Raw genomic sequence first — 20,151 nt, forward strand, 5'->3', positions numbered from 1 at the left:
ATACCCAATTGTCAGAGTTAATTTATTGAACGAGGGAGAGTAATAAATGAATACGGACATTTTGGATGTAGTGAAGGCAAAGAAGGGTCAACTAATCAAGTGTCGCCGTGATTTACATAAACATGCAGAAGCAGCTTGGACAGAATTTCGTACAGCATCGATTGTGGCCGAAACATTAACACGCCTCGGTTATCAAGTATCAGTGGGTGAGGAAGTGATTGATGCCGAGGTTATGATGGGAGTACCGTCCCAGCAGGAATTGATCAGCCATCAGGAAAGAGCGATCGCACAAGGGGCAGATCCGAAATGGGTAGGCAAAATGCAAGGCGGTAAAACCGGTGTAATGGGCGTGCTGCACTTTGCTCAGCCAGGACCGGTTGTGGCATTCCGCTTTGACATGGATGCCAATGATGTGCTGGAAGCGACCTTAGAAGAACACAGACCTTATCGTGAAGGGTTTGCTTCGGTTAATTCCGGTGCGATGCATGCCTGCGGGCATGATGGTCATACCGCGATTGGCTTAACTCTGGCTGAGGTTTTGGCTGAAGCAAAAAATGAACTTGCCGGAACAGTGAAGTTCATTTTTCAACCTGCCGAAGAAGGGGTACGAGGTGCGAAAGCGATGGTTTCCCGTGGTATTGTTGATGACGTAGATTATTTTGTTGGCTTACATCTAGGGATCGGATTGAAGAAAATTGGCACGATGACTTGCAACACAGTAGGCTTTTTGGCTACGACAAAACTAGACGCAGTTTATACCGGTGTTCCTGCCCATGCTGGTGCAGCACCGGAAACCGGTCAAAATGCATTACTGGCAGCGGCCACGGCAGCTATTAATTTGCACGCTATTTCCCGCCACAGCCAAGGGGCTTCCCGTATCAATGTTGGAGTTTTGCAGGCAGGAACCGGACGTAATGTTATACCGGACAAGGCTATATTGAAACTGGAAACACGCGGGACTACCAGTGAGATTAATGAATATATGTACAAAAGAGCGCTTACCATCTTAGAGGCAGCAGCTGTCATGTATGATGTTAAACTTACCGTGGCGCCGATGGGCGGTGCGGCTAATTGTACAAATACACCTGAACTTGTCGCACGTTTAGAGCAGGTTGCCTTAAAGAGTAATTTGTTTAAAAGTATATTGCCCGATGGAAACATTGGCGGCAGCGAAGATTGTACCTATTTCATGGAACGGGTCCAGCAAAAAGGCGGACAGGTTGCTTATCTAATGGTTGGTACCGAGCTGGCAGCAGGGCATCATGATTCACGGTTTGATTTTGATGAAGAAAGTCTAGTTACTGCTGCATTGTTGCTAAGCCAAGCAGCAGTTGAGCTTTTAAGTAAGAACTAAATTTCTCGGCTTACTGCTAGTGACATAGAATAAACAGATAACCTCCACTTGGTATATGTTAGATGTAGAATCTATCTATATTTAGGTGGAGGTTTTTAATAAGGCTTGACAGGTTGGAATGTAGATGGCATAATGTGATAAAGTTACAAAGTTACACTCGTCCTGCAGGCGCGTAATGAAGTGAAACCTATATGCTAAAAAATGATGAATGGGATAAGCAGGTATATTGATGCTCAGAGAGCCGGTGGTTGGTGCGAACCGGTGCAGGTGTACTTACAGACTCACCCGGGAATTCTGTTACTGAAAATAAGGTATAGAGTCCTTATTTAGGTAATTGCGTATATCTGCGTTAAAGGTACAGCAATGTTTACAAGTATGCTGTAATGAGCCTAATGTAGGGTGGTACCGCGAATAAACGTCGCCCCTATTGACATAATTTGTCAATAGGGGCTTTTTGTACTCATTAACTAGTTTAGGAGGATTCTATCAATGGGAAATCAATCAATAAGTATAGCCTTTGCGATGGCGGCTGTCTGGTTTGCCACTCATAGTGGCGGCGGCTTTGCTACAGGGAATCAGGAAGTCAATTACTTTGCAAAGTACGGCTGGTATTCCATATTCTTGCCTGTAGTCGCTATGGCAATTTTGGGCTGGGGACACAGGAATGCTCTTGTGCTAGCTAAAGACTATAAGACCTATGATTATAAAAGCTTTGGAGATGCACTTTTTCATCCATATGAGAAATATTTTTCACTTGTATTCGAGTTAGGGTTTATCATGCTGATTGCTTGTGGAGTAAGTACGTCCATAGCGGGTTCGGGCGCTTTATTAAAAAGCTCCTTAGGAATTCCCTACGGTATTGGCATTGTAGCTGTTGGTGCAGTGTTATTGATATTGACTATTTTTGGCAGTAACTTAATTATTAAAGTTCTCAGCTTCAAAACATATTTTTTAATTGTTACCTTACTCATCCTTTGTTTTCTGGGTATCCAGACAGGAGCACTAAACATTCAGCGTATTGTAGTTTCGCAAGAAACCTTTGGTACAAACTTTTGGGATGCAGTTTGGTATATGATGATCTATATTGGCTTTCAGGCTTTTACTGTTCTGCCCATCATTTCGGTTTCTCATCATATTAAAACTACCAAAGAATGCAATCAGTTCATGTTTTTTGGCACATTGTTAAATGGACTCTTTTTGGTTGTTGTGTGTATTATGCTGTTAGGATTTAGCCCGGATGCTCTTCAACAGACATTGCCTGTGTATTACGTTACAACACAGCTTGGCATATCTTGGCTTAAGGTTTTGTACAGTATCATCTTATTTGTTGCGTTGCTCGGCACAGGAATATCCTTAGTATTTTCCACTGTTGCCCGATTCGAGCCTGTTCTTGTCAAAAGGAATGTACTAAATAGCCTGAAGGCGCGTAGGATTGCTATTTCTCTTTTTACTATAGCCTTATGCACAGGCATATCGGTTTTTGGATTAACCAACATTGTTGTCAAGGGTTATGGCTCAGTTGGTTATATCGGATTGTTCTTTGTTTTGCTTCCTGAAATTATTGTTGGTACAATTAAAATCAGAAAAAATGCCAAGCAAAGGGCTAACCAGCAAGTCTCAAACTAACAGAACACAGTAAGCAAGAGGCCTTCCGGCAGGTTCTGGAAGGCTTTTTGCTTTGAAGGAACTTGGCTGTTTTCATTTTGATTGCTTATGGGCATAATACCCCTGGTAATGGCCGTATGTTCAAGAGTGATTCCTAAGAGCTAAGGATCATATGAATGGTAAGTAAGAGTAAAGGGGGAGAGATTACGCATGAACGTATATGAAGCAATACAAAACAGGCGGAGCATCCGAAGTTTTGAGGGGAGGCCAGTAGAAAAAGAAAAAGTTGAAAAACTATTGAGAGCCGGTATGCAGGCTCCTTCCGCTGGTAATCAACAACCATGGGAGTTTATTGTAATTGAAGATAAAGAAACGCTTCAAAAAATGTCAAAAGCACATATCTATGCTGGGCCGATTAAGAATGCCCCCCTTGGCATTATCGTATTATCAAGTGAAAAGTATTTAAAATACAAGCAATATTTTCAACAGGATTTGGCTGCCGCAACAGAAAATATTTTACTTGCGGCAGTAGAGCTTGGCTTAGGTACTGTGTGGATGGGGGTTGCACCGGAAGAAGAACGAATGTCTTTTATCAAAGAACTGTTTAATCTCCCCCAAGGAATTGAGGCATTTGCTATGCTGGCCATTGGTTATTCTACTTCAAATAAGTTTGAGGATCGATTTGATTGTGCCAGAATTCATTATGAAAAGTACTAGGTCAATAAAATGAGTCTACAGTTTTGTGAACTGTAGGCAATGTAATCATAACTCTTTGAGATTGGATAAAACCCCCTGCTGTATATGTATTATTTGTTTAAGAGGTATATAATAGGAAATAGGTCTTATGTAGGTAACAGTTCAGTAATATCAGCATTGTGAAGGACCTCGAAACGGATAAATATAGACTGGTAGCAGGGAGGCGTCAATAATGGCAAAAAGAAAAAAATACATATGGGGTATTATTGTTGCTTGTATCGCAGCTGGTTTGTATATTTTCTCTATATCGAAATCGGCTTATACAGGTTTCGACAGCGAAGCGGGACAAATCATGCAGGTCATTACTGCAGATATGAAGCATGAACGTACGATCTCCTGGAAAACAGCAACCGTAGGTAGTCCGGGCAGTTTAGAAATCCGGGTCAAACATGCGAAAGACAGCACGATAGTCAAAGCGGAGGCGACTGATCTGCCTGTTTATAATGGCGGTAAGCCGTATACTCTTTATACGGCACACGCAGCAAATCTTTCACCTGGAACCGAGTATGAATATCGTATTTCTACCGGCAAGCGGCAATCGGAATGGAAGGCGTTCAAAACCGAAACAGAATCTACAGCGTTTAAGGCACTTATTTTTGGCGATTCACAATCAGTCGATTATAAAGAGTGGGCGAATACGGCGCAGAAAGCGTGGGGAGCTTATCCTGATGCAGCGTTTTTTACCATTATGGGTGATCTTGTTGATAATGGGCAGGATGACTATCAATGGAATGCCTGGTTTGATGGAGCAGCAAAGCTGTTTGCAGCAATGCCGATAGCTCCAGTAATGGGCAATCACGAAGCATATAATTTGGATTGGAAAATGGCAGTCCCTAATTATTATCTCTCGCTTTTTTCCGTGCCGGCGAATGGTCCCGCTGGGTTGGAACGATATGCATACTCTTATGACTATGGGGACGTCCATTTTATTGTGCTGAATACGCAGGCTGAGGAATTGCGCAGCTGGTATCCTGACTTCTTAAAGCAACAACAGAAATGGCTGGAAAAAGATCTGTCTCAAACACAAAAGAAATGGAAGGTAGTCCTTATGCACAGGGGTATATGGAAAAACCCTTTCAATGGACCGCTTGACGAGATTGGCAACATGTTTGCTCCAGTATTCGATACACATCATGTTGATCTCGTATTAACGGGACATGTCCATTCCTATGCTCGCACGGCTGCACTCAAAAATAGCAGGCGCGACCCTGCGGGAACGATCTATATAACGACTGGGCGCAGTGGGGAAAAAATATGGGATAAATCGCCGCGCAAGCCGATGGATGAGGTTTACTATAACCCTATAGACATGCCCAATTATCTTGTACTTGAAGCATCTCAGGCTGCACTTAAAGTTGCTGCATTCAAGCAAAATGGAGATTTGATTGATCAAACAGAAATAAAAAAATAGTCCTGTATCCAAACGGACAAAAATCCCTCTCGCTTGTAGGTTTTCTACTACAAACGAGAGGGATTTTTTATTGAAGTGCCCGGACCGAATCACCAACAAAGTATTTGGCATATAAATCTTGCACCCAATGGATGATTGCCTTTTCAGAAGCATTTTGGTCTTTACCGTTATACATGTCTGTCTTCATATGGAAATCACTTGACCAGTAATAGATGGTATCTCCTAAAAAGCCAACTGCATAGCTGCTTTCCTCTGGAACATTAATCATATTTCTTCCTGAAAAATCCGAAGGGGAAGGAATACCAAGGATTCCTAGAAGTGTAGGGGCAAAGTCAATCTGACTTGCATAAGCTGCGCCGCTGAAATTTTCAAAAGGCTTCAGATTCTTGCTAACAAAAATTAGCGGGAGGGGAGCTAAGCTTAAAGTGAGATCACCTTCACCAAGACGTTTATAATGAGCATTCTGGCTGGGATGAGGATTATGATCGCTTGTAATTACGATCAGGGTCTTATCATCTAGTAAATTCCGGTCTTTAAGATCCTGGAAAAATTTTTGCAAAGTAATATTCTCCCAATAAATCCCTTTCAGATAAACATTATTCGGTTGTTCCTTTATCGCTGTCGGAATATCTTCATCAGTCAAACCGCAATAGGGGTAGGGTTGATGAGAGTCTATTGTTTTAGTAACCATAAAAAGTTTCTTATTGCGGTTTTGCTCTAGAATCCGGATAGTTTCCTCATACATAACATCGTTGTGGTAGCCCCAGCCGCTGCTGCCAATATACCCTTCTTTCTCCAGATCTTCTTTCGCTCTGTAGGTATTCATCCCAAAACGTTTTTTATAAGCCCGGAATTCATCGTTGTAATATTGGCTTGTAGCCTCTAAAAACAAGGTATCATAACCATGTTTCTCGAGAACTCTGAATAGGGTGGTATTAGTCTCGAAAGCCTGGTCGTCGGTGTAGAGCAGTTGGGAAAGAAAGAGGGAATTGAGCCCTTGAGTCGTCGGCTTATTGGAGGTGTAATAACGATCGGAATGGGGGTACGATGCTACTAAACTATCTAAGAACGGTGTTGTCTCTGCTGGAATCAACGGGTTGTAATAATGCAAGTAATCACGATGCAAAGATTCGCCGACGATCATAACAATTTTATCATAGGGAAAAACGTTAGGGACGGCAGCAGGCTTTTCGCCAACTTTAATTCCCAGGTCATTTAAGAGTATTGTTTCATTTTCCGAAAAAGCCACGCGATAAAGCTGGCTGGAAGCAGCTACCAGCCTCTCGTCATTGCGCAAAAACTCTTGTGCCAGGTTGAGCGTTACAGATTGGGAAAGCAGGCTGCGTGATGCGTTTCTTGCCCTTTCCAGTTCTGCTTCCTCGTCATAGCCATTGGTAACCAGCAGTTGGGGATAGAAAAAGGCTGTGACAAAATTCACGAGATTCACAGCGATACAAATGAATAGAATAATGGCTACAGAGCTTCCTTTAGGACCATAATACAGTTTTTTCGGAACGCGGAATAAAAGTATCAGTAAGCTTAAACTGATGCCGATACCTAGAAAAATAAGCTTATCTGTTGTATGAATCACGCTGAGGATGGAGTAGTTATTTAGGTTTTCAAACAGCATTTTTTCAATATGGGAGGATGTGACAAGAAAATAAGCGGTATCACTATAGAAAAATAAGATGGTAAGCAGATAGGCAAAAAAATAAACCGCTTTAGTGAATGGTGTACCCCGTTTCATGTATAGATAGCCTGCAGCCAGTACGAGCAGGCTGTTATTGATCACCCCTGTGAGCAAGGCCACAATTGTCATTGCATTGCAAATTAAGTTTAATGAATGCATAATCACCATTGAGATGGCAACCCAAAGAGAGGCTATAATCACGATCGGGAAGTAATCTTTGACAACTTGTTTGATACGGCTGCTATTGTTTCTAAAAAGCAGCAAGATACCGGCCAGCAGCAAATCGCGAAAAATAGCATTCGATGCATCAATAATAAAGATGTTCATCGGAAATACCGGTTCACGAATGAAGAATCGGAATGAAAGGGATAATTCTACGCAGAAAATCAAAATAATTGCGATGATTTTCATTCTGTGACGGCAAATAGTTTCGGTTATTAAATTACCTTTAATAGTATTACTTCCCTTCTGCAGCATACCTTGGCTATGCTGTTCGCAAGCACCACACAACATTATTCACGATAATTCTACATTTTCCTTCACTAACAAGAAAAAATTCATGTTCGTATAGTGCGCTCTAGCCTATAAATAGAAAAGCTTTGGCGAGGGTCACGATCGTTAGGAAAGTTTATGGTATTGAAAAGCGTAAAAGGAGTATGGTTTTCCAAAAAACATAAAAAATCGTAGGACGGATAATACAAGATAATGTCTACTGTTCTTTGCCGATCTTTTGTTGACAGCAAAATAGTGTTGATAACCTTCGTAAATATTTGTAAGGAAAAAGGGTTGAAAAAGTAAAATTTATTATCTTTGGGGCTAATCGGATAATCTTCCGCTAAGGTGTTGATGAAATGTATTTTATTTGTTTTCTTTTTCTGTTTTTGGAGATATTCTTGTTGATTATGAACAGCCTGCTTATAGAAGAAGGAATTCATTTCTACCCCTGTGACTGTGGAATCAAAGAAGTAATTGATGTAAAAGTTAAGCCTGCCTTTACCGCAGCCGAAATCAACGACATGATCATCTGCTGTAAAAGTATATTGCTTAGTTAATATTTCTAATACAGAGTAGGAGGTTGGCTCATATCTGTTATAGTGAGGTGATTCATTAAATCTTTTTTGTTCTCCCCCAGTTGTTATATTTAGTAGCTTTTCATAATATTGTTCATCCATTATTGTTCCTTTCTTTTCAAAAGCGCGTTCCATAATAGCCGAAATAACTACTTATCAGTATAGCTTCATTCAGTTATCTTTTTCAAGACAATGTAAGCCTGCGCTGGATGGATACAGGGGTCAAAGTCTGTATCTGTTGAGTGGAGGTTTTTTTACGTGCGTTTCACGGCTGACAGGAACATATGAAGACATAATACCATATCATAAGATGATGGATGTTTTTTTGCAATAGTTAACGAACATGGTCTATAGAGTTAAAGATAGGAGTGATAACGATGAAAGGAAAAACGCAGTTAACCGGGCGAGTTATTTTCAGAGGAGAACTAGGTTACGATCAGGCCTGTAAAAATTGGAATCCATATGTTGACACATTCCCGCTCGTATTTGTTTTTGCACGCTGTACAGAAGATGTCAGTAATGCTGTAAAATGGGCGCAAGAAAATTGCGTCCCCATTCGGACTCGCAGTGGACGTCATGCTCTAGATAAAAATCTTTCTGTAGTAAAAGGTGGGATTGTCATTGATGTAAGCAGTATGGATCAGGTGTGGATGAATGAGGAAGAGGAAGAGGCTGTCGTCCAAACCGGTGTCCATGTAGGGCCTCTTGTAAAATGGCTGGCGAAACAAGGCTACATGGCTCCCTTTGGCGACAGTCCGACAGTCGGTATCGGCGGAATCACGGCAGGTGGAGGGATCGGACTGCTGCTGCGGTCAATTGGTCTTGTTAGTGACAATCTCGTGGGAGTAGAAATGGTTAACTATGAGGGATGCGTTATCTATGCTGACGAGTGGAAGAATTCGGACTTGTTGTGGGCAACCCGTGGTGGTGGCGGCGGTAATTTTGGAATTAATACAGCATACAAATTTAAGGTGCACAATGCCCCTGCCAAAGCAACCGTATTCCAGCTTATTTGGCCATGGGAGCAATTGGAAATTGTTTTTGAGGCATGGCAAAACTGGGCACCTTTTGTTGACAAACGATTAGGCACATATATGGAAGCGTTAAGTCAGGTAAATGGCTTGCTGCATGCACAAGGACTATTTCTTGGTTCTAAGCAAGAACTGACTTGCTTATTGGAGCCTTTGACCAGTGCGGGCTCTCCGACGGTATACATTGAAACACTAGACTATCCGGATGCTGTTGAATATTTAATACCTGATGAACCGATTCCGGGAAGATCCGATCAGAGTACTAAATTCTCATCGGCCTGGGCATATGATCTGTTGCCCTGCGAGGCAGTTAAAATTATGCGCCGCTTCCTCGAAGCGTCGACCGGAACCGAAGCGGGGTTTTTCTTTCTAAACTGGGGTGGTGCCGCTGCCAGGATTTCTCCTGAAGAGACTGCATTTTTTTGGCGGGGACCAAAATATTATTTAGAGTGGAACTCCTCTTGGAGTGAAGATTCTGATGCCCGTCGCAACATTGCGATGGTAGAGAGAACACGTGAGCAGTTAGAACCCTTTGTTGAAGGATCTTATGTAAATGTTCCAGATGAGTATATTGAGGACTTCGGGCGGGCGTATTACGGAGCCAATTTTGCCAGACTGCGCAGAATAAAAGAAAAATATGATCCTGAGAACGTATTTAATCATCCGCAAAGTATTCCACCGGCAGGCTGGGGCTCCGGGGAGCGTGACTAAACTAGTGGTGTTAAGAAAGAATTAATAAAAAATCCTGCAGAAAGTTTTTCTGCAGGATTTTTTGTCAATTTAATTTTTACCGATTCCTATTAAGGTTGTTTTCTGCAAGCGTATTGTCGAAATGCTGATTGGCATTTCGTATATACACGTCATCAGGCAGAAATGACTGTTCCAGTGCCTGCTTTGTTTCGTCCGATAATGCTTGCCCCAGCCCGATTTCATAACCAGCTTTTTTGACCCATTGTAGATAGGATTTCACTGGGGGCAGCTCCATAGACAGCAGTCCACCCTGCGCTGCGTAGATTTCACCTAGCAGCTCCGTCTGCATATTTAAGGCTGCACGCTGGACCCAGTGTGACAGTGCCTGGAAATGGGACCGTTCCGGAAAACCACAGTTTGACATCATCAGCAGGCAGGGAAGCTTCTTATCTGGATTTTTCCAGTGCCGTGATTCACCGGAGTCCGTTTTGCTGAAATGAGGATCGCCTTTGACGATCATTCGATCCATAAACACCTTCAGCATACCGGAAATGGTGTCGAAATACAGTGGACTGGCCAATACTAGGACGTCGGCCCCGTCTACTTCAGTCAGAATAGGCTGCATATCATCTGCGATAATACACTGTCCCGGCGTTTTGAGCCAGCAGGAAAAACAACCGCGGCAGTACCGGATATCCTTTTCTGCCAAGAATATATTTACCGTCTTTGCGTCCGCTTCCTGAGCGCCTTGCAAAAAGGCTTCTGCCATGATGTGCGTGTTGCTGTTTCTGCCTTTAGGGCTTCCATTGACCAATACAATCTTCATTTTTATGCTCCTCTCCTCTTGCGGCATTTTATTAGCTGGCCGACCTTTAATCTACCTGCTTAAACCAGTTGATAAAATAGCCCGTGTTCTACGCAATGAAAATAAAGCTTGCCGTGTCCAAGGCGATGGAAGCGGAATTGCAAATTCCATTCTGGATATTGCTTTACAATAAAGACCTTATCACCTGTAACATAGGCAGCAAAAGAGATAAAATGATCTTTTTTCATTTCATGTGTTGAAGTAACATAAAGCTCATCTTCTATAGGCTCAATATCCAGTTGATGGTCTTGGCCGGCTTTTGTCGCAGCTAATGGTTCCATTCTCTTTGAGCAGCAGGAAATGGTAGCATCTCCTGTTGCTGTGATTAGATTTCCGCACTGGGGGCATATATAAAATTGAATCTTTTTCATATTTCCTCCTACTGTTTCATTTAGTACTATTTTTCCCAATAAGATTTCTTCAATATTAATGCCAAGTATTTGTGACAATTCCGGAAGCAATGACACATCCGGACAGCCCAGGCCACGTTCCCACTTGCTTATTGTTTTATCGCTGATATTCATGAGATCGGCGATCTGCTTTTGAGTCATATCTTTTTCTTTTCGTAAACGATAAATTAGCTGGCCGATTTTTTCGCAATTCATCAGTATCACCTCAGAACTTAGTTTAGACTATAAAAAAAATACTATCAATAAACGATCCGTAGAGTCTGAAGGAAAATCAGAGTATGAGTGATGCGGATAGGATCAATTATGGGGGAGCATAATTACAAATAAAACGTCGTCAGATAATGCGGTAGCAAGAATATAATGGAGGTGAAGGTATTGTATCTGTTTTCGCGTAAGATTCACATGTATATTGGTTTAATCTTTGCTATTTTTATTCTAATTGAGGCGCTTACGGGCTTACTATTAGCCGAACCGGGCATAGTTGGTCAGGGGGCTCCACCTGCCGAATTTCAACAAGGCGGGCATCATCCACCGGCTGGCAGTTTCGGCTTAGCCAAAAATTTTCACAAAGGAATAGTGGGAAATATGAAGTTTACCTGGCTCGTAGATCTAACGGCCATAAGCTTGGTACTGCTTACATTGACGGGAGTCCATATGGCGATTTCGACTCTTCGTACAAAGGTAAAAAAGCCGAAAGAGTCTCCAGAGGAGTAGTTACATTAATAGGCCGGCGTTAGTTGGCATAATGCAAATATAATTGTTACATGTTGACAATTCAAAAACAATGATGTATATTTGGAAGAAATAAATGTTCCTACTGAAACTATATAATGTGTAAATGTGATGAGGGAGAACGTTGTATTTTGAACGTTTCAGAGAACCGGTGGTTGGTGCGAACCGGCAACGCTAGAAATACAAGAATCACTCCTGAACAGCAAGGCTGAATCGTAAGAAGTAAGCTGCGCCGGTCTCGGCTCCGCAAGGAGTGCAGTCGTTATTCTGCTAGGGTTGTTAGACCTGATGAGAGATGCAGATATTTTCATATCTGTAAAAAGGGTGGTACCGCGAGAAACTTGCCTCTTGCCCCTTTAAGTCTATTGACTTAAAGGGCAAGGGGTTTTTTGATTGAGATTTATCATTTTAGGAGGATGGATTATGAAACTATTAGAGAAGCTGGCTCAATTTATCTGCAAGTATATGACGTTGTGGGTGATCGTAATTTCGGTTATTGCTTTTTATAACCCAGAGCCGTTTAAGCCTGTTGGCAAGTATATCTCGTATATGCTGGGAATTATTATGCTGGGAATGGGACTTACGATGTCTCTTGAAGATTTTCGCTTAGTGTTGACCCGTCCGAAAGATGTGTTCTATGGCGTATTTTTCCGGTACTTGATTATGCCTCTTGTCGGTTTTGGCGTAGCTAAGATGCTGGATCTGTCACCGGCGTTGGCTGCTGGTATGGTACTTTTGGGAGCCTGCCCGAGCGGTACAGGATCGAACGTTATGACGTACATCGCAAAAGGCGATACGGCGTTATCGATCACCGTTTCCAGTGTGAATACAATCCTGGCACCGGTACTTACCACTTATATTTTTGCTTTTCTGGCAGGCTCGATGATTCCTATTGATATTGGTGCCCTGTTACTGGATATTGTAAAAATTGTTTTAATCCCGATCAGCATTGGCGTTGCCTTGCATACGGCAGCTCCAAAAATAGTAGATAAATTGATTAAAGTAGTTCCGGCTGTATCGGTCATATTTATCATTACAATTATGTCGTCTGTAGTCGCCTTAAATGCAGCAAAAATGGCAACAATGGCACTTGTACTCTGTGTAGCTGTAGCTATTCATAATATTGCCGGCCTTGTTTTAGGTTACTATGCCGGTAAAGCTGTTGGTATGAATGAGAAAAAGTCCTGGGCAGTTACATTTGAAATCGGTATGGAAAACTCAGGTCTTGCTGTAGCTTTGGCATTGGCACATTTGGATCCTATGGCAGCTTTACCAGGTGCAGTGATGACGGTTTGGGAGTATATGACAGGGAGTCTGCTAGCCAGCTATTGGGGAAATAAGTCAAAAGCAGAAGCACCGGATGCTGAAGCAAAAGTCTTGGCATGAAGTAGCGAAGAAATTTGATCGTGATACGCTAGGGGGTGCCATTTTATAAAAACGCAAGTTTGGCACTTTGGCGGGAGGGCTTGGCATGGATTTTCCCGGTAATCTCGTACAGATTGGTGTAGCAGCCGTTATCGTACTGCCTGTTTTGTCCAAATTGAGAAAGTATGTGGCTGTTGCTCCTAGGACGGGCGACTGCAAATAAAAAAGATAAAGGACCTGCAACGTTATATAAAAGAGCGCTGCAGGTCCTTTATCTTTTATTGGTAAGGTGCAGTTAGCAGGAATTGGGCTGATTATTCTGGAAATTGTAAGTCATAAGCAGAGGAGGGATTGACGTTGAAAAAGACCGCAGCCGATATCTCCTGGACAGTTGGCGGTCAGCAGGGAGAAGGCATTGAAAGTGCCGGTGACAGATTTGCCACCGCTCTTAACCAGTTGGGCTATTATTTATATGGGCACCGTCATTTCTCGTCCCGGATCAAAGGTGGCCATACCCATTACAAAATACGTATTAGTAAAAGCCCCGTTGGCACTGTAACCGATGAACTCAACATCTTGGTTGCTTTCGATCAGGAAACGATTGCTGCTAACATTCATGAAATGAACCGGTCTGGCGTTATTCTGGCTGATGCTAAATTCCGGCCCGTATTGCAGCAAGCGCTGGATATGCCGGAGCTGTTTATTTTGCCCCTTACGGAGATTGCGGCTGGCCATGGCTCGCCGCTCATGAAAAACAGTGTTGCCCTTGGAGCGACGGCTGCACTTATCGGAGTGACTCCAGCCGATTTCGCTGGGGTTATTGCTGCTGCCTTTGCGAAGAAGCCTGAGGTTCTGGACAACAATTTAAAGGCGCTGCAAGGCGGGTTTGATTTTATCAGGGAGTACGGCTCTCATCTGATCAATTGCTGCCCATTGCCCCGGCCGCAGCCGGGCGAACGTCTTTTTATGCTGGGAAATGAGGCCATTGCACTTGGTGCACTGGCAGCAGGGGCGAATTTTATGGCAGCGTATCCAATTACGCCGGCTTCGGAAATTATGGAATACATGATTGAAAAACTGCCGCAATTTGGAGGTGCAGTTATTCAGACTGAGGATGAAATAGCCGCCTGTACCATGGCTATCGGTGCTAATCATGCCGGGGCCAGAGCCTTCACTGCAACTTCAGGGCCGGGGTTTTCCTTGATGCAGGAAGGCATCGGTCTGGCTGCTATGACGGAAACTCCGCTAGTAGTGATTGATACCCAGCGCGGTGGTCCCAGTACCGGACTACCGACAAAGCATGAGCAATCCGACATCCTTGCAGCCGTTTTCGGAACCCATGGCGACGCGGCAAAAATAGTGATTGCTCCCGGTACTGCAGCCGAAGCTTTCACCGATACGGTAGAGGCTTTTAATTTAGCTGAGGAATACCAATGTCCCGTAATTTTACTAAGTGATTTGCAATTATCGCTCTGCAAACAAACGATGGAGCCGCCGAACCTTGAGCAGGTGACTGTCAGGCGGGGAAGCATTCTGACTGCAGGTGATTTAGCGCCGCTTAAAACCAATGCCTATTTTAAGCGGTTTGAGCCTTCGGTAACCGGCATTTCTGCCCGGGTGCTGCCTGGTACAGAAAATGGTATGTACCTGGTCACAGGTCTTGAACATGATTCTGTCGGCAAGCCTGCAGAGGCACCTGCCAATCGCATTGTCCAGATGGATAAGCGGTTAAATAAGTTAAAAGATCTGGCTGTTCGTTTTCCTGTGCCTTTTTATGCGCAAGCTCCATTTGAGCACTGTGAGCTGCTAGTGATTGGTACCGGTGCGAGCCGGGGAGCCATTGAGGAGGCACTTGTGTCTCTGCTTGCAGATGGATATCGTGTCAACCATATCCACCTGCGGCTGCTGCATCCGCTGCCAAGTACATGTTTATTTCCCTTGCTCAGCACGGCGGCTCGGATATTGGTTGTCGATCATAATGCTACTGCTCAACTGGCAGCTCTTATCCGCATGCAAGTGGGGGGAGGACACGATATTCGCAGTCTTCTCAAATACGATGGTGACATCCTGCGTCCGGCGCAGGTTTATCAAGCTTGCAGGGAGGCTTTAGTATGAGTAATGCCGCCGATTTTAAAAATGGTATCAAACCAAACTGGTGCCCGGGCTGTGGTCATTTCGGCATTCAGAATGCGATTCAGCAGGCTGTTGCTAATGCCGGCCTAAAGCCCCATCAACTGTCAATAGTCTCCGGGATCGGCTGTTCCGGCCGCATTTCCGGTTATCTTTACGCCTATGGATTTCATGCACTGCACGGGAGAGCACTGCCGGTGGCGCAGGGGATTAAGATGGGCAACCGCGACCTAAAGGTCATTGCCTGCAGCGGTGACGGCGACGCTTTTGCCATCGGCCTTGGCCATACCATTCATGCTATCCGGCGTAACATGGATATTACCTACATTGTCATGGATAATCATGTCTATGGACTGACAAAAGGGCAGACTTCACCGCGAAGTGATATCGGTTTTCAAACAAAGTCGACTCCTCATGGAGCAGTAGATGCGCCGCTCGCTGCGCTGGAAACCGCTCTGGCGGCAGGTGCGACGTTTATTGCGCAGGGTTTTTCCCTGAATCTGGCCGAATTAACTGCATTGATTGAACAGGGAATGGCTCATAAAGGCTTTGCATTTATCAATGTTTTTAGTCCCTGTGTTACCTTCAACAGGCACAATACCTACGACTGGTACAGACAGAACATTACCAGCCTTTCATCTATTGATGGCTATGATCCAGGCAATCGCATACAGGCAATGACGACGGTTATGGAACATAAAGGATTGGTCACCGGTCTTGTATACCGGAGTGACGAGCGGGCTGATTATCAAACCGCGACAGCATTCGCTGCTACGCCTTTGTGCCAGGCCGCTGGCAGGCCTGAGATAAGCCAGTTGCAGCAACTGCTGGATGAATTCCGCTAAACAGGAGTCTGTAGCAACTACCTTTCTGTAAAAAAACTGCAGGAGGGTAGTTGTTTATCTATTTACAAGAACAAACGTTCTGTGATATAGTTAATACAAACAAACGTTCTGGGCGGAGGGTATTATGGCAGAGAAAGAATTTGGATTGAACAAACCGGGGATGACAAAAGAAAAGGCTCTTGAAAATGCACTAAAGCAAGTCAGAAAAGATTACGGTGAAGGCTCCATTATGAAGCTTGGGGAAGCTGCCGCTAAAATGAACATAGAGGTAATGCCTACGGGAGCGTTAGCACTTGACATTGCGTTGGGCGTTGGTGGTGTGCCGAGAGGGCGTGTAATAGAAATATACGGACCTGAGTCATCCGGTAAAACAACTGTTGCACTTCATATGATTGCCGAGGCTCAAAAGCTGGGCGGCATTGCAGCCTTTATTGATGCAGAGCATGCTCTTGATCCGGTATATGCCAAAGCGCTGGGGGTTAATACGGATGAGCTTCTCATATCCCAGCCGGATAACGGCGAGCAAGCGTTAGAAATTGCCGAAGCCTTAGTGCGCAGTGGAGCGATTGATATTGTGGTTATTGACTCTGTTGCTGCTCTTGTACCCCGTGCGGAAATTGAAGGAGAGATGGGAGATTCTCATGTAGGCCTTCATGCCCGGCTCATGTCTCAGGCACTGCGAAAACTTACCGGTATTATCAGCAAATCAAGAACAACGACTATTTTTATTAATCAGATACGGGAAAAAGTAGGCGTTATGTTTGGTAATCCGGAAACGACTACCGGCGGCAGAGCTTTAAAATTTTATGCTAGTATTCGTATGGAGGTTCGTAAGGGCGAGGCAATCAAGTCAGGCAATGATGTTATCGGCAATCGAACCAAGGTGAAAGTAGTTAAGAATAAGATTGCTCCACCCTTTCGGACAGCTGAATTTGATATTATGTATGGTCGTGGTGTTTCGCGGGAAGGCAGTATTGTTGATATTGCTTCAAGCATGGATATTGTTGCTAAAAGCGGAACCTGGTATTCCTATGGCGGCATTCGTATGGGACAGGGCAAAGAAAACGCGAAAGATTTCCTTAAAGATAACAAACAAGTTGCCGATGAAATTGAAGGCAAAATCCGCGAGCTGCTGGTAGCTGGAAAAGCAGCACTGCCGATTGAGGTAGGGTTAGATGATGTGGTAGAGGAAGAGGAGCTTGATTCGGATCTTGCGTTATAACAAGATATGAAAATTACCAACAATTGGAGTAAAAAAATATTAGAAATTCTAAAGAAATTCTAAAAATGATACGATATAGTAATTATAGGTAAATAATTCCGTTACGTTCATTAAGGTAATGCTTAATGAACAATAACAAAGTCTTGGAGGTTTTTACAATGAAAAAAGGGTTACTTTTGGCAGGAGCATTCGTTATTCTAAGCGCAGGTACAAGCTTTGCCGCTCCGCTCAACAACTTGGATAATGAGCAAACGGCAATAGGGTTAAGTGGAGATGCATTTTACATTGAACATAAATTAAGTGACCGCTTTACTCTAGGGTATCAATCCATTGACCGCGATTATTATGGCGATATGAAAGATGTTTATGGTCAATATGAGTTTACGGGCAACCTCAGAGGGATAATTGGCAACCGCGATTTTGATTATCGTGATTCAGCCGTTTATCTTGGTCTCGGACTGCAAGGACCGTTAGCGCCGCAGCTTAATGGTCACGCTTCAATAATAGCCGGTGACAAGTTTAATGAACTGCAGGCAGGTGCCAGCTATCGCTTAGCTTCTAACCTTGACCTTAATGCTACATATACCAATTTTATGCCTGACCATGGTCCAGACAAGGATGAAATAGCAATTGGTGCAACCTTAAAGTTCTAACTCTTAAAAATATAGAGTAATGAATGTAAACCTCCACTTAGAGCGCTTTAGATCGCTAATAAGTGGAGGCTTTTTATTTTTTTTACGTCATAGTAAAAATTTTTTATCATAAAAGAAGGAATTAATTATTAATTGTATAATATTCTAAAGGTAAAATAAATTCTGACAATACAAGGAGCATAGTAATGAAACTACTCGAAACATACATTCCACTAGTGAATTTTATTGCAGATATTATTGGTCCCAATTGTGAAGTTCTTTTGCATGACGTTGTGGATGTGCAAAACTCTGTCATTGCAATTCGCAATGGTTATATCAGTGGGCGGCAGATTGGCTGTCCATTAACCGATCTCGGACTGGAACTGCTCGAAAAGAAATCCTATATTCATCAAAGTGCAATTGTGAACTATTTGAGCCGTACTGCGAGTGGAGAAAAACTGCGGTCATCTACCTATTTTATTAAAAATGAAAACAGCGAATTAATTGGTATGCTGTGTGTGAATATCTTATTGTCACCAGATGGTATGGCTGTAAATAATTTAGCAGACAAGCTGATTAATGCCTTGGTTGCCAATCATTCCATTGCCGGAGCCGTTGCGGCGGAAGAGGAGAAAGTAGTAGAATCGCTGCAGACCTCAATTGAGAACGTAGCTGACTCAGCAATAGATAAAATCGTCGGCGAGTACGATATGCCGGTAGAAAGAATGTCGATCAATGAAAAAATATCGATTGTTCAAAAATTAAATGCAAATGGTGTTTTTAAAATAAAAGGAGCCATCACAAAGGTGGCCAGTACCCTGCAAGCCTCAGAAAGTACAATTTATCGCTATCTCTCCGGCAAATAAGAAAACATGTGCTTATTGATTTTACCTATTTTTTTTGTATTCTTGTAATAATAAAAAGTTATCGTGATAAGGATTTACCGGAAATGTGATGGGTTTTTAAGATAGGCGTATTTGAGGCAGGTAACTGCCCTGAATATAATAAGAAATTCTCAATTCTCGTGTGGAGGTGGGGGCAAGAAAAATACACGGTAGAGAAAGCCACGGATCTCCCGGCGATGCTGTTGTCGACAGGAGATTGCAGCTACAATCAATAAGGAGATGCTGAAATGAATGTCTCACTAGAAGAAATAAAAAAAGCCCGGGAAACGCTGGCTGGGGTAGTTTGCCGGACAGAACTGGCTTACACCAATACGTTAAGTGATATGACGGGTAATCGAGTTTATTTAAAGCTGGAAAATCAACAGCGCACCGGTTCATTTAAGCTGCGCGGCGCCTATAATAAGGTTGCGAATTTAAGTGAAGCCGAGAGGAGAATGGGGATTATTGCTTCATCAGCAGGAAACCATGCCCAGGGAACCGCACTGGGGGGGACTCTGTTTGGTATTCCAACTGCCATTGTGATGCCGAAAAATGCACCCCTGTCAAAAGTAAAGGCTACTCGTGCTTATGGAGCCCAGGTTATTCTTCACGGCAGCGTTTATGATGAAGCCTATGCAGAGGCACGCCGCATTCAAGAAGAAAAACAGCTTACTTTTATCCATCCATTTAATGATCCCATGGTTATTGCCGGTCAGGGGACAATTGCTCTGGAAATACTGGAGGATCTGCCTGATGTGGAAGCCGTAGTTGTGCCGATTGGCGGCGGTGGTTTAATTGCAGGTATTGCCGTAGCAATTAAAAACCTTAGGCCAAATGTAAAAGTTATCGGCGTACAGACAAAAAATATGCCTTCGATGGCTGAAGCAATTGCCAATAAGAGAATTATGACTTGCAACGGCTGCCCGACAATCGCTGATGGTATTGCAGTAAAAACGCCCGGTGAAATAACCTTTGAATTGGTGCAGCGCTATGTTGACGATATTGTAACAGTTGATGAAGAAGAAATCGCCAGTACGATCCTATTGATGATGGAACGGATTAAAACGATTTCTGAAGGGGCGGGGGCTGCTGCCGTTGCGGCAGTTTTAAACCGACTGGAAGTATTTGAAAACAAGAAGATTGCGGCAATTGTCAGCGGTGGTAATATCGATGTGAACATGATGGCTCGAATTATCAATAAAGGGTTAGCAAAATCGGGCCGCAAAGCAATATTTAATATTGTTATTCCCGACAAACCGGGCTCTTTGTGGCAGTTATTGAAGCTGACAGCCGAAACAGGTGCAAATGTGCTGACTGTTACCCATGACCGGGAAACCGGCGGAGTTGCCCTGGGGAATGCTGCAGTTCAATTAGAACTGGAAACAGCTGATCAGGATCATCTAGTTGCAATTAAAGAGCTTATGGAGCAACATCAGTATTGCGTAAAAATTGTATAACG

At 43.3% G+C, this 20,151-nt stretch carries 17 protein-coding genes and 2 other annotated features; of the genes, 13 read left to right on the plus strand and 4 right to left on the minus strand.

Annotation, left to right across the window (positions count from 1 at the left end; translation table 11 throughout):
* The first annotated feature begins 46 nt into the window (after window positions 1-46).
* From RTR76_RS17335 to RTR76_RS17350, 4 genes are all read left to right on the plus strand, one after another.
* On the plus strand, window positions 47-1,354 hold the full coding sequence (locus RTR76_RS17335; RefSeq protein WP_312523092.1) for an amidohydrolase: 1,308 nt from the start codon (window positions 47-49) through the stop codon (window positions 1,352-1,354).
* Between the two features lie 195 nt (window positions 1,355-1,549).
* Window positions 1,550-1,783, plus strand: a binding site (T-box leader).
* Window positions 1,784-1,843: 60 nt separating this feature from the next.
* Window positions 1,844-2,980 carry a hypothetical protein gene (locus RTR76_RS17340; RefSeq protein ID WP_312523094.1) on the plus strand — a complete coding sequence of 379 codons (1,137 nt, stop codon included), beginning with the start codon at window positions 1,844-1,846 and terminating at the stop codon, window positions 2,978-2,980.
* A 189-nt stretch (window positions 2,981-3,169) separates the two neighbouring features.
* A complete protein-coding gene (locus tag RTR76_RS17345) occupies window positions 3,170-3,676 on the plus strand; it encodes a nitroreductase family protein (protein ID WP_312523096.1) in 507 nt (168 codons plus the stop codon).
* A gap of 211 nt (window positions 3,677-3,887) precedes the next feature.
* A complete protein-coding gene (locus tag RTR76_RS17350; RefSeq protein ID WP_312523098.1) occupies window positions 3,888-5,126 on the plus strand; it encodes a metallophosphoesterase family protein in 1,239 nt (412 codons plus the stop codon).
* A gap of 67 nt (window positions 5,127-5,193) precedes the next feature.
* On the opposite strand, the gene RTR76_RS17355 is transcribed toward RTR76_RS17350, so the two are convergent.
* Window positions 5,194-7,293: a sulfatase-like hydrolase/transferase gene (locus RTR76_RS17355; protein WP_312523100.1), complete on the minus strand. Its 2,100-nt coding sequence runs from the start codon at window positions 7,291-7,293 to the stop codon at window positions 5,194-5,196.
* A gap of 80 nt (window positions 7,294-7,373) precedes the next feature.
* A complete protein-coding gene (locus tag RTR76_RS17360; RefSeq protein WP_312523102.1) occupies window positions 7,374-7,988 on the minus strand; it encodes a methyltransferase in 615 nt (204 codons plus the stop codon).
* 275 nt (window positions 7,989-8,263) lie between these two features.
* On the opposite strand from RTR76_RS17360, the gene RTR76_RS17365 reads away from it, so the two are divergent.
* On the plus strand, window positions 8,264-9,628 hold the full coding sequence (locus RTR76_RS17365) for an FAD-binding oxidoreductase (protein ID WP_312523104.1): 1,365 nt from the start codon (window positions 8,264-8,266) through the stop codon (window positions 9,626-9,628).
* 76 nt (window positions 9,629-9,704) lie between these two features.
* Here the strand turns inward: RTR76_RS17365 and RTR76_RS17370 are convergent, their stop codons facing one another.
* Window positions 9,705-10,433 carry a flavodoxin family protein gene (locus RTR76_RS17370; RefSeq protein WP_312523106.1) on the minus strand — a complete coding sequence of 243 codons (729 nt, stop codon included), beginning with the start codon at window positions 10,431-10,433 and terminating at the stop codon, window positions 9,705-9,707.
* A 59-nt stretch (window positions 10,434-10,492) separates the two neighbouring features.
* Entirely contained in the window at window positions 10,493-11,077 is a 585-nt protein-coding gene (locus RTR76_RS17375; RefSeq protein ID WP_312523108.1) for a helix-turn-helix domain-containing protein, read from the minus strand.
* 180 nt (window positions 11,078-11,257) lie between these two features.
* Between RTR76_RS17375 and RTR76_RS17380 the strand changes: the two genes are divergently transcribed.
* The 8 genes from RTR76_RS17380 to ilvA all read left to right on the plus strand — a co-directional run bounded on the left by RTR76_RS17380 (window position 11,258) and on the right by ilvA (window position 20,149).
* Entirely contained in the window at window positions 11,258-11,596 is a 339-nt protein-coding gene (locus RTR76_RS17380; protein WP_312523113.1) for a hypothetical protein, read from the plus strand.
* A 120-nt stretch (window positions 11,597-11,716) separates the two neighbouring features.
* Window positions 11,717-11,973: a binding site (T-box leader), on the plus strand.
* A gap of 64 nt (window positions 11,974-12,037) precedes the next feature.
* Window positions 12,038-13,000: a bile acid:sodium symporter family protein gene (locus RTR76_RS17385; protein WP_396145398.1), complete on the plus strand. Its 963-nt coding sequence runs from the start codon at window positions 12,038-12,040 to the stop codon at window positions 12,998-13,000.
* Between the two features lie 336 nt (window positions 13,001-13,336).
* A complete protein-coding gene (locus RTR76_RS17390) occupies window positions 13,337-15,094 on the plus strand; it encodes a 2-oxoacid:acceptor oxidoreductase subunit alpha (protein WP_312523117.1) in 1,758 nt (585 codons plus the stop codon).
* Window positions 15,091-15,954: a 2-oxoacid:ferredoxin oxidoreductase subunit beta gene (locus RTR76_RS17395; RefSeq protein WP_312523118.1), complete on the plus strand. Its 864-nt coding sequence runs from the start codon at window positions 15,091-15,093 to the stop codon at window positions 15,952-15,954. Before RTR76_RS17390 ends, RTR76_RS17395 begins: the two co-directional genes overlap by 4 nt.
* Before the next feature lie 160 nt (window positions 15,955-16,114).
* Window positions 16,115-17,176, plus strand: coding sequence for a recombinase RecA (gene recA, locus RTR76_RS17400; RefSeq protein ID WP_396145402.1), 1,062 nt, complete (start codon window positions 16,115-16,117; stop codon window positions 17,174-17,176).
* A gap of 158 nt (window positions 17,177-17,334) precedes the next feature.
* Window positions 17,335-17,829: a hypothetical protein gene (locus RTR76_RS17405; protein WP_312523123.1), complete on the plus strand. Its 495-nt coding sequence runs from the start codon at window positions 17,335-17,337 to the stop codon at window positions 17,827-17,829.
* Window positions 17,830-18,014: 185 nt separating this feature from the next.
* Entirely contained in the window at window positions 18,015-18,674 is a 660-nt protein-coding gene (locus tag RTR76_RS17410) for a PAS domain-containing protein (protein ID WP_312523126.1), read from the plus strand.
* 266 nt (window positions 18,675-18,940) lie between these two features.
* Window positions 18,941-20,149 (plus strand): threonine ammonia-lyase, encoded by a 1,209-nt coding sequence (ilvA, locus tag RTR76_RS17415; RefSeq protein WP_312523128.1) that lies wholly within the window; start codon window positions 18,941-18,943, stop codon window positions 20,147-20,149.
* The last annotated feature ends 2 nt before the right edge of the window (window positions 20,150-20,151 follow it).

Source organism: Anaerospora sp., assembly GCF_032013335.1.
Taxonomy (GTDB): Bacteria; Bacillota; Negativicutes; order Sporomusales; family DSM-15969; genus Anaerospora.

What these genes read in the sequence shown, in the direction of transcription:
- RTR76_RS17335 (WP_312523092.1), top strand. Translation starts at nt 47, where the DNA reads ATGAATACGGACATTTTGGATGTAGTGAAGGCAAAGAAGGGTCAACTA.
- RTR76_RS17340 (WP_312523094.1), top strand. Translation starts at nt 1,844, where the DNA reads ATGGGAAATCAATCAATAAGTATAGCCTTTGCGATGGCGGCTGTCTGG.
- RTR76_RS17345 (WP_312523096.1), top strand. Translation starts at nt 3,170, where the DNA reads ATGAACGTATATGAAGCAATACAAAACAGGCGGAGCATCCGAAGTTTT.
- RTR76_RS17350 (WP_312523098.1), top strand. Translation starts at nt 3,888, where the DNA reads ATGGCAAAAAGAAAAAAATACATATGGGGTATTATTGTTGCTTGTATC.
- RTR76_RS17355 (WP_312523100.1), bottom strand. Translation starts at nt 7,293, where the DNA reads ATGCTGCAGAAGGGAAGTAATACTATTAAAGGTAATTTAATAACCGAA.
- RTR76_RS17360 (WP_312523102.1), bottom strand. Translation starts at nt 7,988, where the DNA reads ATGGATGAACAATATTATGAAAAGCTACTAAATATAACAACTGGGGGA.
- RTR76_RS17365 (WP_312523104.1), top strand. Translation starts at nt 8,264, where the DNA reads ATGAAAGGAAAAACGCAGTTAACCGGGCGAGTTATTTTCAGAGGAGAA.
- RTR76_RS17370 (WP_312523106.1), bottom strand. Translation starts at nt 10,433, where the DNA reads ATGAAGATTGTATTGGTCAATGGAAGCCCTAAAGGCAGAAACAGCAAC.
- RTR76_RS17375 (WP_312523108.1), bottom strand. Translation starts at nt 11,077, where the DNA reads ATGAATTGCGAAAAAATCGGCCAGCTAATTTATCGTTTACGAAAAGAA.
- RTR76_RS17385 (WP_396145398.1), top strand. Translation starts at nt 12,038, where the DNA reads ATGAAACTATTAGAGAAGCTGGCTCAATTTATCTGCAAGTATATGACG.
- RTR76_RS17395 (WP_312523118.1), top strand. Translation starts at nt 15,091, where the DNA reads ATGAGTAATGCCGCCGATTTTAAAAATGGTATCAAACCAAACTGGTGC.
- recA (WP_396145402.1), top strand. Translation starts at nt 16,115, where the DNA reads ATGACAAAAGAAAAGGCTCTTGAAAATGCACTAAAGCAAGTCAGAAAA.
- RTR76_RS17405 (WP_312523123.1), top strand. Translation starts at nt 17,335, where the DNA reads ATGAAAAAAGGGTTACTTTTGGCAGGAGCATTCGTTATTCTAAGCGCA.
- RTR76_RS17410 (WP_312523126.1), top strand. Translation starts at nt 18,015, where the DNA reads ATGAAACTACTCGAAACATACATTCCACTAGTGAATTTTATTGCAGAT.
- ilvA (WP_312523128.1), top strand. Translation starts at nt 18,941, where the DNA reads ATGAATGTCTCACTAGAAGAAATAAAAAAAGCCCGGGAAACGCTGGCT.